Below are 14,153 nucleotides of genomic sequence, written 5' to 3' on the forward strand. Positions count from 1 at the left end.
AAGATGGCAGTTTTGATTCATGATGCAGTGCTGTTTCCTGGTTCATTCAAATTGAAGACGGCAGCCGAGGATTTTTCGGTCGTACCACCCTTCGAAATCCGATCGGGCGCCGAGCAGCGCGTACCTTTCCTCTTCAGTTCGCCGCATAGCGGCCGCCACTATCCCGAGCGCTTCCTCGCCATGACGAGRCTTGACCGCAACGCCATACGCCGGTCGGAGGACTGCTTTGTCGAGGAGCTTTTCGGCGGCGCCGTCGCRCTCGGGGCGCCCATGCTGGCGGCGAATTTTCCGCGCGCCTATCTCGACGTCAACCGCGAGCCATGGGAGCTCGATCCGCGCATGTTCGCGGAGCCGGTGCCGCCCTTCTGCAACATACGCTCGGCCCGAGTCGCGGGCGGGCTGGGCACGGTGCCGAAGCTGGTGGGCGAGGGGCTCGACATCTATCCCGGGCGGCTGCCTCTGGCCGAGGCGGTGGGACGCATCGAGGCCGTCTACAAGCCGTATCACGAGACACTGAAGCGGCTGTTGACGAGGACCCACGCCAGGTTCGGCTATGCCGTGCTCATCGATTGTCATTCGATGCCGGCGAGCATCCGGGTCGGCGACAACGGCGTGCGGCCGGATTTCATCATCGGCGACCGTTTCGGCATTTCCGCAACTGCGGCTCTTACCGAGACTGCGATCGGCCTGCTGACCGGCATGGGCTACACGGTCGCGCACAACAAGCCCTATGCGGGAGGCTTCATCACCGAGCATTACGGGCGGCCGGCGCGCCATCTCCACGCGCTGCAGATCGAGGTCAATCGCGGGCTTTACATGAACGAGCGGACGTTCCAGAAATCGGCCGGCTTCGACGCGCTTGCCGACGACCTGACGCGGTTTTCGGCCGAACTGATGTCGCTGCCCGAGCAGCATTTCGCCGATCTGCCGCTCRCCGCGGAATGACATCGGCGTCGCGGTCCGCGGTTGAAAAAAAGACCGCATCGCTTTCACGACACGGTCGAAGTCTAGGGAGGAAACGCCCAAGGAGGGCATGGACAGAACTAGCTGTCCGAGAACAAAGCTATTGTGCGATGCACAAATGTCAATCGACTTCGGGCTTTTTTAATTCAATATGATGTGCAAATTCCGTTTCGGCGGCTGAGGTGTGACATTGAGGCAACAAGAGAGGGCGCCTGGCCGCGCCTCTCGTTGTCAGAAACAGCGGCTGCCGCTGGCCGCCGCAATGGGGAGATTGAGTTGGATATCAGCATCGATTTCATGCGGCGCATCGCGCGCGCCGCGGCCGCCGAGACCTTGCCGCGCTTCCGCAGCCAGGGTGCGGTCGCCAACAAGCTGGCGGAGAGCTTCGACCCGGTGACCGAGGCGGACCGGGAGGCCGAACGGGCGATCCGGGCGCTGATAGCAGCGGAATATCCCGATCACGGCATTCTCGGCGAGGAACATGGCAGCGAGAACATTTCGAGCCGGCATGTCTGGGTCATCGACCCGATCGACGGCACGCGCGCCTTCATTTCCGGGCTGCCGGTCTGGGGAACGCTGGTCGGGCTGACGGTCGACGGCGACGCCGTCGCCGGCCYGATGTCGCAGCCCTTCACCGGCGAGCTGTTCTATGCCAACGCTTCCGGCTCGCACTACGAAGGCCCGGGCGGCCCGCGCAAGCTCACGACCCGCAAGACGACGGACCTTTCGCAGGCGACGCTGTTCACCACCACGCCGGCACTCTTCAAGGGAGAGGCGCGCAACCGCTACGACCAGTTCGAGAAACAGGTGCAGCTCGCCCGCTACGGCACGGACTGCTACGCCTTCGCCATGGTGGCGGCCGGAAGCGTCGACATCGTCGCCGATCCAGGCCTGAAGCCCTACGACATCGTGGCGCTGATACCGATCATCGAAAAGGCGGGCGGCGTCGTCACCACCTTCGACGGCGGGCCGGCGGAACAGGGCGGCGACATACTGGCGGCGGCGACACCGGAATTGCACGCCTCAGCGATGGCGGCGCTGCGCGGCTGAGTCGCGCCGCTCCGGACGCCGGACGGAAGATCGCTGCCAGTTCTGGGCGAGATGCCTAAAACATGTCTTCTCGAAAGTGGGACCGGTTTCGGGACAAAGACAGTCGTAAAATCAAAACCCGAAGCGGATGAGCGATTCTGAAAGATAGCGACGCTTTAGCCGTCGGCGTGCCGAACGTCCGCGAGACGCAGGCCCCACAGAATGAGCGCGAAAGAGATCAGGCCGGCCGGCGCGGACGAATACGCCACGCCCTTGATCAGAGTTTCCTGAAAGGGGCTCCCGTGGAAGGCTCCGGCCGCCAACGGCATTGTCTCGTTGCCGGCGCCCCAGACGCCGGCGATCACGTAGGCCGCCAGGATGGCCAAAGCCGAATAGATCAGCAGCCAGAACGCGACCCGGGACGTCGCCGCGCCGAGGTTGAGCCTGGACCATGTGAGACCCAGCGCCAGCAGGAGAACGCCCTGCAGGGCGCTGAGCGTGTGCGCGGACAGCCCGAGCCGCGGCGCCGCGAGGTACGGTATCGCAAACCCTTCCAAAGATGAAAACAGCAGCAGGGCGACGCCAATCTGCAGCAGACGATATCCCTGACGTGCCAGCGAATTCGATGCGTCCATGGCCGTTTCTCCCGATTTTCGGCGCCTGACCTCTTTGGGCAGCAACCTAGCGCTCGACGCTTGAACGGGAATAAGAGGTCGATCTCGGCCCTGCGGAGAAGGCCTGTTCAGCCGATGGGCTGGGAGGCCATCCGGGTCGCGAAGTTCGCGCGCGGATCGTGCGCCGGTCCRCATGAGCCGTGTGAGGTCAAACTGCGTCGCCGGTTCCGGGAATGAACGCGTCGAAGGCTGYGAGCAGCTGTTCTCGGAAAAGATCCCTTTCCTGCAGTATCTCGTGATGCGCGCCGTCGATCATCAGCAGCGAACCGACGCGCAGCCGCCGGGCGTAGGATTCAACCGCCTTGGTTGAGACGACCTGATCTGCGCCGGCAGCAACGATCAGAGTCGGCACCCTGATCCCGGYCATGAAATCCGGATCGCTGACGGCCTCGGAAGCTGCGGCGGCAGCCTTCAGCCAGCGGATGGTCGGGCCGCCGAGCGCCAACTGCGGCCAGGCCTCGTAGATGCCGGTGTTGCGGCGATAGCGCACTGGGTCCGACGTCACCTTGTTGGTCTCAAAAGGTGGCGTCTCTTTCGGCCGCGGTCCCCAGGCGGCGTAGAGGCGGCCGAGGCCCAGTGCGCAAAACACCGCGCAGACGCGGCGGACGGTGGTTATCGAAACCGGCAGGTCGGGCACGGTCAGGAAGGGCGCGATCAGCACCATGCGCTGCACCCGGTTGACCATCGAGGGCGATGCAAGGAGCGCGATCACCGCCCCGGCCGAGTGGGMGAGTATGTAATAGGGGCCCCGGCAATCCGGCAGCACGATCTCCTGGAAGAACTGCTCAAGATCGCGCGTGTAGTCGCGGAAACTGCGGACATAGCCGCGCTGCCGGTTGCGCAGCAGCCGGCTTGAGTCGCCTTGGCCGCGCCAGTCGAGGATGRCAACGCCGAAGCCGCGGTCGGCGAGATTGCGGATGGTCTCGAAATATTTCTCGATGCACTCGTTGCGGCCGGTCAGCAGCACCACCGTGCCCTGCAGCGGGCGGGCGACCGCGGCGAAGACGCCGTAGCGGATCTTCTTGCCGTCACGCGTGGTGAAGAAGCCGCCGGCGGCGTTCTCCGGCGGCGGATTGCCCTCAGTCAGATGGAAAAGGTCCGTCATTCGGCGCTTCGTTGATGGTTCTTTGCCCGAACGGGCCAGGCGTTCGCCATGGTGATAGACGGCCATGCGGCAAAAGCAAAGGCGTTCCGGGATTTGCGCGCCCTGTCGTGAAACGGTAAGGCCGGAAGTGCCTGCGGCGCACTTCCGGCCTCTGTCGATCCGGGAGGAAGGGACGTAGCACCCGGTTCGGCCTCGTCGCGGCGCCCAAGAGAACACCGCTTGTCTGTCATCTTGGCCAAAGCCTAGCGTCGCGTGGCTGAACGTATGCCGAAGCCGCGGTTCATCTGCCGTTCATGGAGGGACGGCCTTCCGAACGCACCCCAAGCGGGGTCTGATCGGCGCGCTTAAGTCCTTGTTTTGATGCATGTCGTTTCCCTGAGCCCGCAGCGCATTTTTGGGCGACATGCATTTGGCCGAAAGCCTTGAAATGAGTTTTTCCGCTTCCCAAATGAAGGTTGCGGCCGCCGATCGTCGGGGCCGCTGGCCTATCCGAGACGCCTTTCCAGGGTTTCGCACCAGGTCAAACGCAAACCATGTTGCTCAACAGGAGAACACCTTATGCGTCACGTTGATTTTTCCCCGCTTTATCGTTCGACCGTCGGCTTCGACCGGCTGTTCACGATGCTCGACACGCTCGGCCAGCCCGAGAGCGCGCAGACCTATCCGCCCTATAACATCGAGCGCACCGGCGAGAACGCCTATCGCATCTCGATGGCCGTTGCCGGCTTCTCGGAAGACGAGATTTCGATCGAGGCGCATCGCAACGTGTTGACCGTGAAGGGCGAGCGCAAGGAAGAGAACGACAGCGAGGGTTCCGAGCTGCTCTATCGCGGCATCGCCTCGCGCGCCTTCGAGCGCCGCTTCCAGCTCGCCGACCATGTCGAGGTCGAGGGCGCCACGCTGAAGAACGGCCTGCTCTATGTCGACCTCAAGCGCAACATCCCCGAGGAGCTGAAGCCGCGCAAGATCGCTATCACCACGTCTTCGGACAAGGCCAAGCAGATCGAGGCCAAGGCTGCCGCGTAACCAGCGGGCTCCAACTGCAATACGTCTCCCTCCCGAGACGAAAGCGGCGCCGAGAGGCGCCGCTTTTTGTTTGAGCATTTTCTGAACGGAAGTTCGGCCAGCCAAGAAATGCTGAGCACGTCGCAGGGATCATGCTCCAGCTAGCCGGCGAGCAGGGCGCCGAGCCGGTCGATCTCTTCGGTCGTGGTCGCGAAGCTGGCGACGAAGCGATAGATCGCTTCATTGTCGCCGAGATGGCCCTCAAAACCCTGCGGCACGCCCCATTCGTAGAATTTGGCGCCGGCGGCTTGCAGCCTGTCGGCAAGGGCGCGGTCGAGGATCGCGAACACTTCGTTGGCCTGCGGCAGCCAGGCGAGCCTGCCTGCCGGCGCATCCTCGATCGTCTCGGCCAGGAGTGCCGYCATCGCATTGGCGTGGTGCGCCATCCTCAGCCACAGGTCGTCGGTGAAATAGGCCTCGAACTGAGCCGAGATGAAGCGCGCCTTGGAGAAGGTCTGCCCGGCGCGCTGGCGCAGCAGGCGCAGGTCCCTGCCGAGGTCCGGATTAAGGATGACGACCGCGTCCGCCATCCAGCAGCCGTTCTTGGTCCCGCCGAAGGAGATGAGGTCGACGCCGCTCTTCCAGGTCATTTCCGCCGGCGTGACGTTGGTCGCGGCAATCGCATTGGCAAAGCGCGCGCCATCCATGTGCAGCGGCAGGCTATGGCGGTGGCAGACCTCGGCGATCGCCTTGACATCGTCGACGGTGTACACCGTGCCCACCTCCGTCGCCTGGGTGATGGTCACGGCCATCGGCTGGCCGGCAGGCGCAAGGTCTTGCGAATAGCGCTTGATGGCCTTGTCGAGGGCCTGCGGGTTCATGCGTCCCAGTGGGCCCGGAATCGGCGCCATGCGCGCGCCACCGGTATAGAAACCCATCGCGCCGAATTCATCGACATTCATATGTGCTTCGGAATGGCAAAGCGCGATGCCGCCGATGCGGTTCAACGCCGCCATCGAGAGCGCGTTGGCTGCCGTGCCGGTTGCGACGAAGAACACCTGAACGTCCCGTTCGAAGATCTCGCTGAAGCGCCGGTAGACTTGCCGATCCAGTTCGCCGTCGCCATAGGCGGTCGCGATGCCGGCTGCATGCCGGGACAGGTTGGCCGAAATGTCGGGATGGACGCCCGCCCAGTTGTCGGATGCAAAGAACATCGAAAGTCTCGTAGCTGATTTGCGCAAACGGGCGCGACTTGAACGCTTTGACCTTCCGAGCGCAAGGGCCAAATGTCGCGAAAGCGGTAAAGCCAGCCGACAGCCTAACGAGGGCTGAGACCGAACCTTACGTTTTGCAGGCATCTCACGAAATTTTGTGTCGCGCCGCGTCCAAGTTTTTTGTGAATCGGTCTTGTGCGGGCCCCTGAATTCTGTCATAAAAAATTTAGGACAGTAGTGCTGTCTTATTTTGTCGCACAAAGCAGGCTGGACTGGCGTATCATCCATGCCATTCCGGCCATTGTTGCGAGCGGCGGGTAGACGGCTCCGCTCTGGCCTGTACGATACCGGATGCGAACCGGGCGTATGGCCGTATGGTTCGGCAAGAATTTCGCGAGACGTGCAGCAAGGATGAAGGGGAAGCATCGTGCTTCCCAAGGCAAACCAGCGCCCGAGGCAAAGCAGTGCCAAGCGGGCGGAAAAGGAAGGACAGGACGATGACGGAACTGACGCCATCTGCGATCAACGGCCAGGCCGCGCAGACGAAAGCGGCAGYCGTCAAAAATCCGACTCGTCCGACCAACGGCCTGACCAATGGCTTGACCGCGCGAGGGMTCTACGACCCGCGCAACGAGCACGACGCCTGCGGCGTCGGCTTCATCGTCAACATGAAGGGCGTGAAGTCGCACCAGATCGTCGAGGACGGCATGGCGATGCTGGAGAATCTGACCCATCGGGGCGCCGTCGGCGCCGATCCGCTGGTCGGCGACGGCGCCGGCGTGCTGGTGCAGATACCGGACCAGTTCTTCCGCGAAGAGATGGCGGCGCAGGGCATCGAATTGCCGCCGGCCGGCCGGTACGGCGTCGGTCACTGGTTCATGCCGCAGGACGCCACACTTCGCGCCCATATCGAGGACATCATCGCCGAATCGGCGCAGTCGGAAGGGCTGCCGCTGCTCGGCTTCCGCGACGTGYCGGTCGACAATTCTTCGCTGTCGAAGGCGTCGGAAATCGTGGCATCCGAGCCGTTCCATCGCCAGGTGTTCATCGGCCGCACGCCGGACATTCCGGACGACGAAGAGTACGAGGCGAGGCTCTATCTCCTGCGCAAGGTGATCTCGGGCCGCATCTATGCCGAGAACGACAACAAGGACGTCGGCGCCTATTGCGTGTCGCTGTCGGCGCGCACCATCGTCTACAAGGGCATGTTCCTCGCCTACCAGGTCGGCGCCTATTACAAGGACCTCAACGATCCGCGCTTCGAGACGGCGCTGATCCTCGTCCACCAGCGCTTCTCGACCAATACCTTCCCGTCGTGGAAGCTGGCGCATCCCTACCGCATGGTCGCGCATAACGGCGAGATCAACACGGTGCGCGGCAACAACAACTGGATGGCGGCGCGTCAGGCCTCGGTCGATTCCGAACTGTTCGGCAACAACATCTCGAAGCTCTGGCCGATCTCTTATGAGGGCCAGTCCGACACCGCCTGCTTCGACAATGCGCTCGAGTTCCTGTTCCAGGGCGGGTACACGCTCAGCCACGCCATGATGATGCTGATCCCGGAAGCCTGGGCCGGCAACAARCTCATGGATGCCGACCGCAAGGCTTTCTACGAATATCATGCCGCGCTGATGGAGCCGTGGGACGGGCCGGCGGCGGTCGTCTTCACCGACGGACGCCAGATCGGCGCCACGCTCGACCGCAACGGCCTGCGCCCGGCGCGCTACATCGTCACCGATGACGACCGCGTCATCATGRCTTCCGAGGCCGGCGTGCTGCCGGTGCCGGAGGACAGAATCGTGCAGAAGTGGCGGCTGCAGCCCGGCCGCATGCTTCTGATCGACCTCGCCAAGGGYCGCATCGTTTCCGACGAGGAGATCAAGTCGGAGATCGCGACCAGGCATCCCTACAAGACCTGGCTCGCCAACACGCAGCTCATCCTGGAAGACCTGAAGCCGGTCGAGCCGCGCGCGCTGCGCAAGGACGTCAGCCTGCTCGACCRCCAGCAGGCCTTCGGCTACACGCAGGAAGACACAAAGCTCCTGATGGCGCCGATGGCCACCACCGGCCAGGAAGCGGTCGGCTCGATGGGCACCGACACGCCGATCTCGGCTATGTCGGACAAGTCGAAGCTGCTCTACACCTATTTCAAGCAGAACTTCGCCCAGGTCACCAACCCGCCGATCGACCCGATCCGCGAGGAGCTGGTGATGAGCTTGGTGTCCTTCATCGGTCCGCGGCCGAACATCTTCGACCTCGTCGGCACGTCGCGCCGCAAGCGGCTCGAAGTGCGCCAGCCGATTCTGACCAATGGCGATCTCGAGAAGATCCGCTCCATCGGCCACACCGAGGACCGCTTCGACACCAAGACGATCGACATCACCTATGCCGCGAACGAGGGCGCCGCCGGCATGCCGGGCGCCATCGACCGGCTTTGCGAGCGGGCCGAGGCGGCGGTTGCCGGCGGCTACAACATCATCATCCTGTCCGACCGCCAGGTCGGGCCGGACCGCATCGCCATTCCGGTGCTTCTCGCCACCGCCGCGGTGCACCACCACCTGATCCGCAAGGGGCTGCGCACCGCGGTCGGGCTTGTCGTGGAATCCGGCGAGCCGCGCGAGGTGCATCATTTCTGCTGCCTTGCCGGCTACGGCGCCGAAGCGATCAACCCCTATCTCGCCTTCGACACGCTGCTCGACATGCACAAGCGCGGCGAGCTGCCGGAAGAGGTCGACGAATACGAGGTCGTCTCCCGCTACATCAAGTCGATCGGCAAGGGCATCCTCAAGGTGATGTCCAAGATGGGCATCTCGACCTACCAGTCCTATTGCGGCGCGCAGATTTTCGACGCCATCGGGCTCAAGTCGGATTTCGTCGAGAAGTATTTCAAGGGCACTGCCACGCTGATCGAAGGCGTCGGACTCGACGAGATCGCGACCGAGACGCTCAGCCGCCACACCGACGCCTTCGGCAACGACCCAGTGCTGCGCAACAACCTGGAGGTCGGCGGCGAATACATGTTCCGCATGCGCGGCGAGGCGCATATGTGGTCGCCGGATGCGGTCGCCACCCTGCAGCATGCGGTGCGCCAGGGCTCCWGGGACACGTTCAAGGAGTATTCGGCGCAGATCGACAGCGCGACCGCGCGGGCGCAGACCATCCGCGGCCTGTTCAAGATCAGGCTCGCCGAGGAAACCGGCCGCAAGAAGGTGGCGCTCGAAGACGTCATGCCGGCGGCCGAGATCGTCAAGCGCTTCTCGACCGGCGCGATGTCCTTCGGCTCGATCTCCAGGGAAGCGCACACCACTCTGGCGCGCGCCATGAACGCCATCGGCGGCAAGTCGAACACGGGCGAAGGCGGCGAAGAGGCCGACCGCTACCTGCCGCTGCCGGGCGGCGGCAAGAACCCGGAACGCTCGGCGATCAAGCAGGTCGCCTCGGGGCGGTTCGGCGTGACGGCGGAATATCTGGTCAATTCCGATGTCATGCAGATCAAGGTCGCGCAGGGCGCCAAGCCCGGCGAAGGCGGCCAGCTGCCCGGCCACAAGGTCGATGCGACCATCGCCAAGGTCAGGCACTCGACGCCCGGCGTCGGCCTGATCTCGCCGCCGCCGCATCACGACATCTATTCGATCGAGGATCTGGCGCAGCTGATCTACGACCTGAAGAACGTCAACCCGGCGGYCGACGTGTCGGTCAAGCTGGTGTCGGAGGTCGGCGTCGGCACGGTCGCGGCGGGGGTCGCAAAGGCACGCGCCGACCACATCACCATCTCCGGCTATGACGGCGGCACCGGCGCTTCGCCGCTGACCTCGCTCAAGCATGCCGGCAGCCCGTGGGAAATGGGCCTTGCCGAAACGCATCAGACGCTGGTGCTCAACGGCCTGCGCAGCAGAGTTGCGCTGCAGGTCGACGGCGGCCTGCGCACCGGCCGCGACGTCATCATCGGCGCGCTACTCGGCGCCGACGAGTTCGGCTTCTCGACCGCGCCGCTGATCGCGGCCGGCTGCATCATGATGCGCAAGTGCCACTTGAACACCTGTCCGGTCGGCGTGGCGACGCAGGACCCGGTGCTGCGCAAGCGCTTCAAGGGCACGCCCGAGCACGTCATCAACTTCTTCTTCTACGTGGCGGAAGAGGTGCGTGCGCTGCTGGCCGAAATGGGCTTCACCCATCTCGACCAGATCATCGGCGACACCGACCTCCTGGAGAAGCGCGACGTGATCCAGCACTGGAAGGCGCGCGGGCTCGACTTCTCGAAGATGTTCTTCAAGCCCGATGCGCCGCACGAGGCGCTGCACTGGACCGAGCGGCAGAAGCATCCGATCGACGACGTGCTCGACCGCAAGCTGATCGAGCTGGCGAAGCYGGCGCTGGAAGCCAAGYAGCCCGTCACCAYCGAGCTGCCGATCCGCAATGTCGACCGTTCGGCGGGCGCGATGCTGTCGGGCGAAGTCGCCAGGCGCTTCAAGCACAAGGGCCTGCGCGAGGACACCATCACCGTCAAGCTGACCGGCACGGCCGGCCAGTCCTTCGGCGCGTTTCTGGCGCGCGGCGTCTCCTTCGAGCTGGTCGGCGCCGGCAACGACTATGTCGGCAAGGGGCTGTCGGGCGGCCGCATCGTCATCCGGCCGCCGCAAGAGGCCAAGATCATAGCTTCCGAATCGATCATCGTCGGCAACACGGTGCTCTATGGCGCCACCGAGGGCGAGGCCTATTTCGCCGGCGTCGCCGGCGAGCGCTTCGCGGTGCGCAATTCCGGCGTCGTCGCCGTCGTCGAAGGCGTCGGCGACCACGGCTGCGAATACATGACCGGCGGCATCGTCGTCGTCATCGGCAAAACCGGCCGCAACTTCGCCGCCGGCATGTCGGGCGGCGTCGCCTATGTGCTGGACGAGAAGGGCGATTTCGCCGAGCGCTGCAACATGGCGATGGTCGAGCTCGAGCCCGTTCCGGAAGAGGACGACCTGATGGAGAAGCTGCTCCACCACGGCGGCGACCTCGACCACAAGGGACGCGTCGACGTGTCGGGCGACATGACCAGTCACGATGAGGAGCGGCTCTACCAGCTGATCTCGAACCACGTCCACTACACGGGCTCGGTGCGCGGCCGCGAGATCCTCGAKAACTGGCAGAGCTTCCGGCCGAAATTCCGGAAAATCATGCCGGTCGAATATCGCCGCGCGCTGATCGAGATGGAACGCATGCGCATGAGCGTGGCGGCGGAATAGGCTTTCGGGCACGGCCGGGGAGACGACGCCCCGGCCGGCATCCTCACCAACAATCCTGACCTCGGAACGAAGGTTGCCACGGCAGCCTTATGAGGTTAACGGGTGCGCGACAAAAGCGTGCCTTCGGGCAGCAGGGACTGGACTATGGGCAAGGTAACAGGGTTTCTCGAGATCGACCGGCAGGTGCACAAGTACCAGCCTGCATCGGACCGCATCCGGCATTTCCGCGAATTCACGCTGCCGATGTCGGACAAGGAGGTCGAGAAACAGGCCGCGCGCTGCATGGATTGCGGCATTCCTTACTGCCATGKGCCGACCGGCTGCCCGATCCACAACCAGATCCCGGACTGGAACGACCTCGTCTACAATGGCGACTGGGAAAGTGCGATCCGCAACCTGCACTCGACCAACAACTTTCCGGAATTCACCGGCCGGATCTGCCCGGCGCCCTGCGAGGAAGCCTGCACGCTGAACCTCRAGGACATTCCGGTCGCCATCAAGACGATCGAGCAGGCCATCGCCGACAAGGCCTACGAGACCGGCCAGATCCGGCCCTATCCGCCGGAGAAGAAGACCGGCAAGCGCGTCGCCATAATCGGCTCCGGCCCGGCCGGCATGTCGGCGGCGCAGCAGCTCGGCCGCGCCGGCCATGATGTGCATGTCTACGAGCGCGAGAGCCGGCCGGGCGGGCTCATGCGTTACGGCATTCCCGACTTCAAGATCGAGAAACACTACATCGATCGCCGCATCGAACAGATGCAGGGCGAGGGGGTGACTTTCCACTGCGGCGTCAATGTCGGCGTCGACAAGAAGGTTTCGGAACTGCTCGCCGAGTATGACGCGGTGCTTTACTGCGGCGGGTCCGAAACGCCGCGCCCGGCCAACATTCCGGGCGACGATCTCGTCGGCGTCTATGACGCGATGCCCTATCTGGTGCAGCAGAACCGTCGCGTCGGCGGCGAGCCGATCCAGTCGGTGGCCTGGCCCTCGCACCCGATCATCGCCGGCGGCCAGCATGTCGTCGTGGTCGGCGGCGGCGACACCGCGTCCGACTGCATCGGCACGGCCTTCCGGCAGGGAGYGGTGCGCGTGACGCAGCTCGACATCCGCCCGCAGCCGCCGGAAAAGGAAGACAAGCTCGCCGTCTGGCCCTACTGGGCGACGAAGATGCGCACGTCCTCCTCGCAGGCCGAAGGCGCGGAACGCGAATTCCAGGTGGYGACGCTCGAATTCATCGGCGAGGACGGCCAGCTGACCGGCGTCCGTTGCTGCGAGGTCGACGAGAAGCGCAAGCCGATCCCCGGCACCGAATTCGTGATCCGCGCCGACCTCGCCTTCATCGCCATCGGCTTTGCCGGCCCGGCGGCCGACAGCGTGATGAGGGAGCTCGACGGTCAGATAAAGGTGATCACCGACAGCCGCCGCTCGCGGAACGTCGAGGCCAACGACCGCGATTACAAGACCAACGTCGACAAGCTCTATGCGGCGGGCGACGTGCGCCGCGGCCAGTCGCTGGTGGTGTGGGCGATCCGCGAGGGCCGCCAGGCGGCACGCTCGATCGACGAAGCGTTGATGGGGTCGACGGTCCTGCCGCGCTGAGACCGGCTTGAAATTCTACGCCTGCGGCCAGGCCGCAGGCATTCTCACTGATCAGCAGAACTACCGGTTGATCGCCGTCGTCGTGTCCGACCCGGCTGCCGCGGCGGCAGCCGGTGGCGTCTTCGGCGGCCACGAAAAGTCGTCGGCGCGGCCGGGCGAGGCGGCCGGCGCCTTGCCTTCGACGGTCAGCTTTTCACCCGGCAGATTCGGATCCGCCTTGGCGGGCGGAGCTGCRCCCAGCAGTTCGGTGCCGCCGTCCAGCGCAGGATCGCTGAGCAGCATCGGCGGGGTGCGGACGACGATGACAGGTGCCGCGGCAGGCTTGGACGTCTCGACCGGGGCGCCCGCCGGCGCGGAGACCGTCGTCACACTTCCAGGTGCCGCCAGTCCAAGAATCTTCGCCAGCGGCTTTTCGGTATAGAAGGCCAGCTTGCGCTTGCCGGCCTTGGTGACGTTGATGCCGTCGTCGGAGCGCAGGCGCACCGGCTGACCATTGATGTCGGGGCCGGAGGTGACGAAGGCGCCGTTCTCGTCGACGAAGCCGTCCCAGACATCGACGAACTCGCCGCCGTGGCTCTGGGCGGCCGAATGGTAGATGWCGTTGAAGGCCAGCATATCCGAGCTCATCTTCGCCACCCGGAACGCCGGCATGCCAACCCACAGGAACGGCACCTTCGCGTCCTGTATGGCCTTGCCCAACGCATCGGTGCGGCGCTCATATTCCTTGGTCCAGTTCTCGGAACGCGGCTGCTCGCGCACGTCGCCGACTCGCATCTGCTGGCGGTCGTTGGAGCCGAGCATCACCACCACGACGGAGGGTTTCTCGGTCTCGATCAGCGACTTGATCTCGACCGGCCAGTTGTAGAAATCGTCGCGCACGAAGCCGGACGAACCATTGGCACGCGAAACGATCCTGATAGCGGGATTGTCGGCAAAGGCGGTATCGAGGCCTTCGGCCAGGCCGCCCGCCATGAAATCGCCGACCACCAGCACGACGCGCGCATCCGGCGCCTTTTCGACGATCGGCGTCTCCGGTTCGGCCGGCGGGCGCGGCTTGGGTTTTCTCACCTTCGGCCTCGGCCTCACCGTCTGGATATCGGGCGGCGGCAGCTCGATGCGCTCGCTGCGGCGCGGGAAGAGCAGGTCGCGGAGCGACCAGCCATGGCTTTCCTCCTGCGCGAATGCGGGCGTGTGGAAGGCGCTGGAGCCGGCGACGGCCAGCACGGCGACGGCCAGGACGAGGATCGGCAGGCGGCGAACGATCAGCCAGATACGCGCAACCGTAACCACTCACCTCTCCATCCCTTTGCGCATGACCATGCAAATCCGGGAA

The 14,153-nt window shown here is 64.5% G+C and carries 9 protein-coding genes; 5 read left to right on the forward strand and 4 right to left on the reverse strand.

The window, feature by feature from the left end; translation table 11 throughout:
- Positions 1 to 3: 3 nt before the first annotated feature.
- Together ORS3428_RS26885 and hisN are read left to right on the forward strand one after the other, a co-directional pair.
- Positions 4 to 945 carry an N-formylglutamate amidohydrolase gene (locus ORS3428_RS26885; protein WP_071101307.1) on the forward strand — a complete coding sequence of 314 codons (942 nt, stop codon included), beginning with the start codon at positions 4 to 6 and terminating at the stop codon, positions 943 to 945.
- Positions 946 to 1,239: 294 nt separating this feature from the next.
- The gene (hisN, locus tag ORS3428_RS26890; protein ID WP_071101308.1) at positions 1,240 to 2,013 is read left to right on the forward strand and encodes a histidinol-phosphatase; all 774 of its coding nucleotides are present in this window, start codon (positions 1,240 to 1,242) and stop codon (positions 2,011 to 2,013) included.
- A 155-nt stretch (positions 2,014 to 2,168) separates the two neighbouring features.
- On the opposite strand, the gene ORS3428_RS26895 is transcribed toward hisN, so the two are convergent.
- Positions 2,169 to 2,627, reverse strand: coding sequence for a hypothetical protein (locus ORS3428_RS26895; RefSeq protein WP_071101309.1), 459 nt, complete (start codon positions 2,625 to 2,627; stop codon positions 2,169 to 2,171).
- Positions 2,628 to 2,814: 187 nt separating this feature from the next.
- Positions 2,815 to 3,771: an alpha/beta fold hydrolase gene (locus ORS3428_RS26900; protein WP_071101479.1), complete on the reverse strand. Its 957-nt coding sequence runs from the start codon at positions 3,769 to 3,771 to the stop codon at positions 2,815 to 2,817.
- A gap of 558 nt (positions 3,772 to 4,329) precedes the next feature.
- Here ORS3428_RS26900 and ORS3428_RS26905 point away from each other — a divergent pair.
- Positions 4,330 to 4,797 (forward strand): Hsp20 family protein, encoded by a 468-nt coding sequence (locus ORS3428_RS26905; protein WP_071101310.1) that lies wholly within the window; start codon positions 4,330 to 4,332, stop codon positions 4,795 to 4,797.
- A 140-nt stretch (positions 4,798 to 4,937) separates the two neighbouring features.
- On the opposite strand, the gene ORS3428_RS26910 is transcribed toward ORS3428_RS26905, so the two are convergent.
- The gene (locus ORS3428_RS26910; RefSeq protein WP_071101311.1) at positions 4,938 to 5,990 is read right to left on the reverse strand and encodes a threonine aldolase family protein; all 1,053 of its coding nucleotides are present in this window, start codon (positions 5,988 to 5,990) and stop codon (positions 4,938 to 4,940) included.
- Between the two features lie 497 nt (positions 5,991 to 6,487).
- Here ORS3428_RS26910 and gltB point away from each other — a divergent pair, with 497 nt between their 5' ends.
- Together gltB and ORS3428_RS26920 are read left to right on the forward strand one after the other, a co-directional pair.
- Entirely contained in the window at positions 6,488 to 11,221 is a 4,734-nt protein-coding gene (gltB, locus tag ORS3428_RS26915) for a glutamate synthase large subunit (RefSeq protein WP_071101312.1), read from the forward strand.
- A 144-nt stretch (positions 11,222 to 11,365) separates the two neighbouring features.
- A complete protein-coding gene (locus ORS3428_RS26920) occupies positions 11,366 to 12,820 on the forward strand; it encodes a glutamate synthase subunit beta (RefSeq protein WP_071101313.1) in 1,455 nt (484 codons plus the stop codon).
- Positions 12,821 to 12,880: 60 nt separating this feature from the next.
- On the opposite strand, the gene ORS3428_RS26925 is transcribed toward ORS3428_RS26920, so the two are convergent.
- Positions 12,881 to 14,110 (reverse strand): SGNH/GDSL hydrolase family protein, encoded by a 1,230-nt coding sequence (locus tag ORS3428_RS26925; protein WP_071101314.1) that lies wholly within the window; start codon positions 14,108 to 14,110, stop codon positions 12,881 to 12,883.
- Between the last annotated feature and the right edge of the window lie 43 nt (positions 14,111 to 14,153).

This window comes from Mesorhizobium sp. ORS 3428, from assembly GCF_001854785.1.
Taxonomy (GTDB): domain Bacteria; phylum Pseudomonadota; class Alphaproteobacteria; order Rhizobiales; family Rhizobiaceae; genus Mesorhizobium.

Bases quoted from the DNA above. Each gene is read 5' to 3' on its own strand.
- ORS3428_RS26905 (WP_071101310.1), top strand. From the start codon at position 4,330: ATGCGTCACGTTGATTTTTCCCCGCTTTATCGTTCGACCGTCGGCTTC.
- ORS3428_RS26895 (WP_071101309.1), bottom strand. From the start codon at position 2,627: ATGGACGCATCGAATTCGCTGGCACGTCAGGGATATCGTCTGCTGCAG.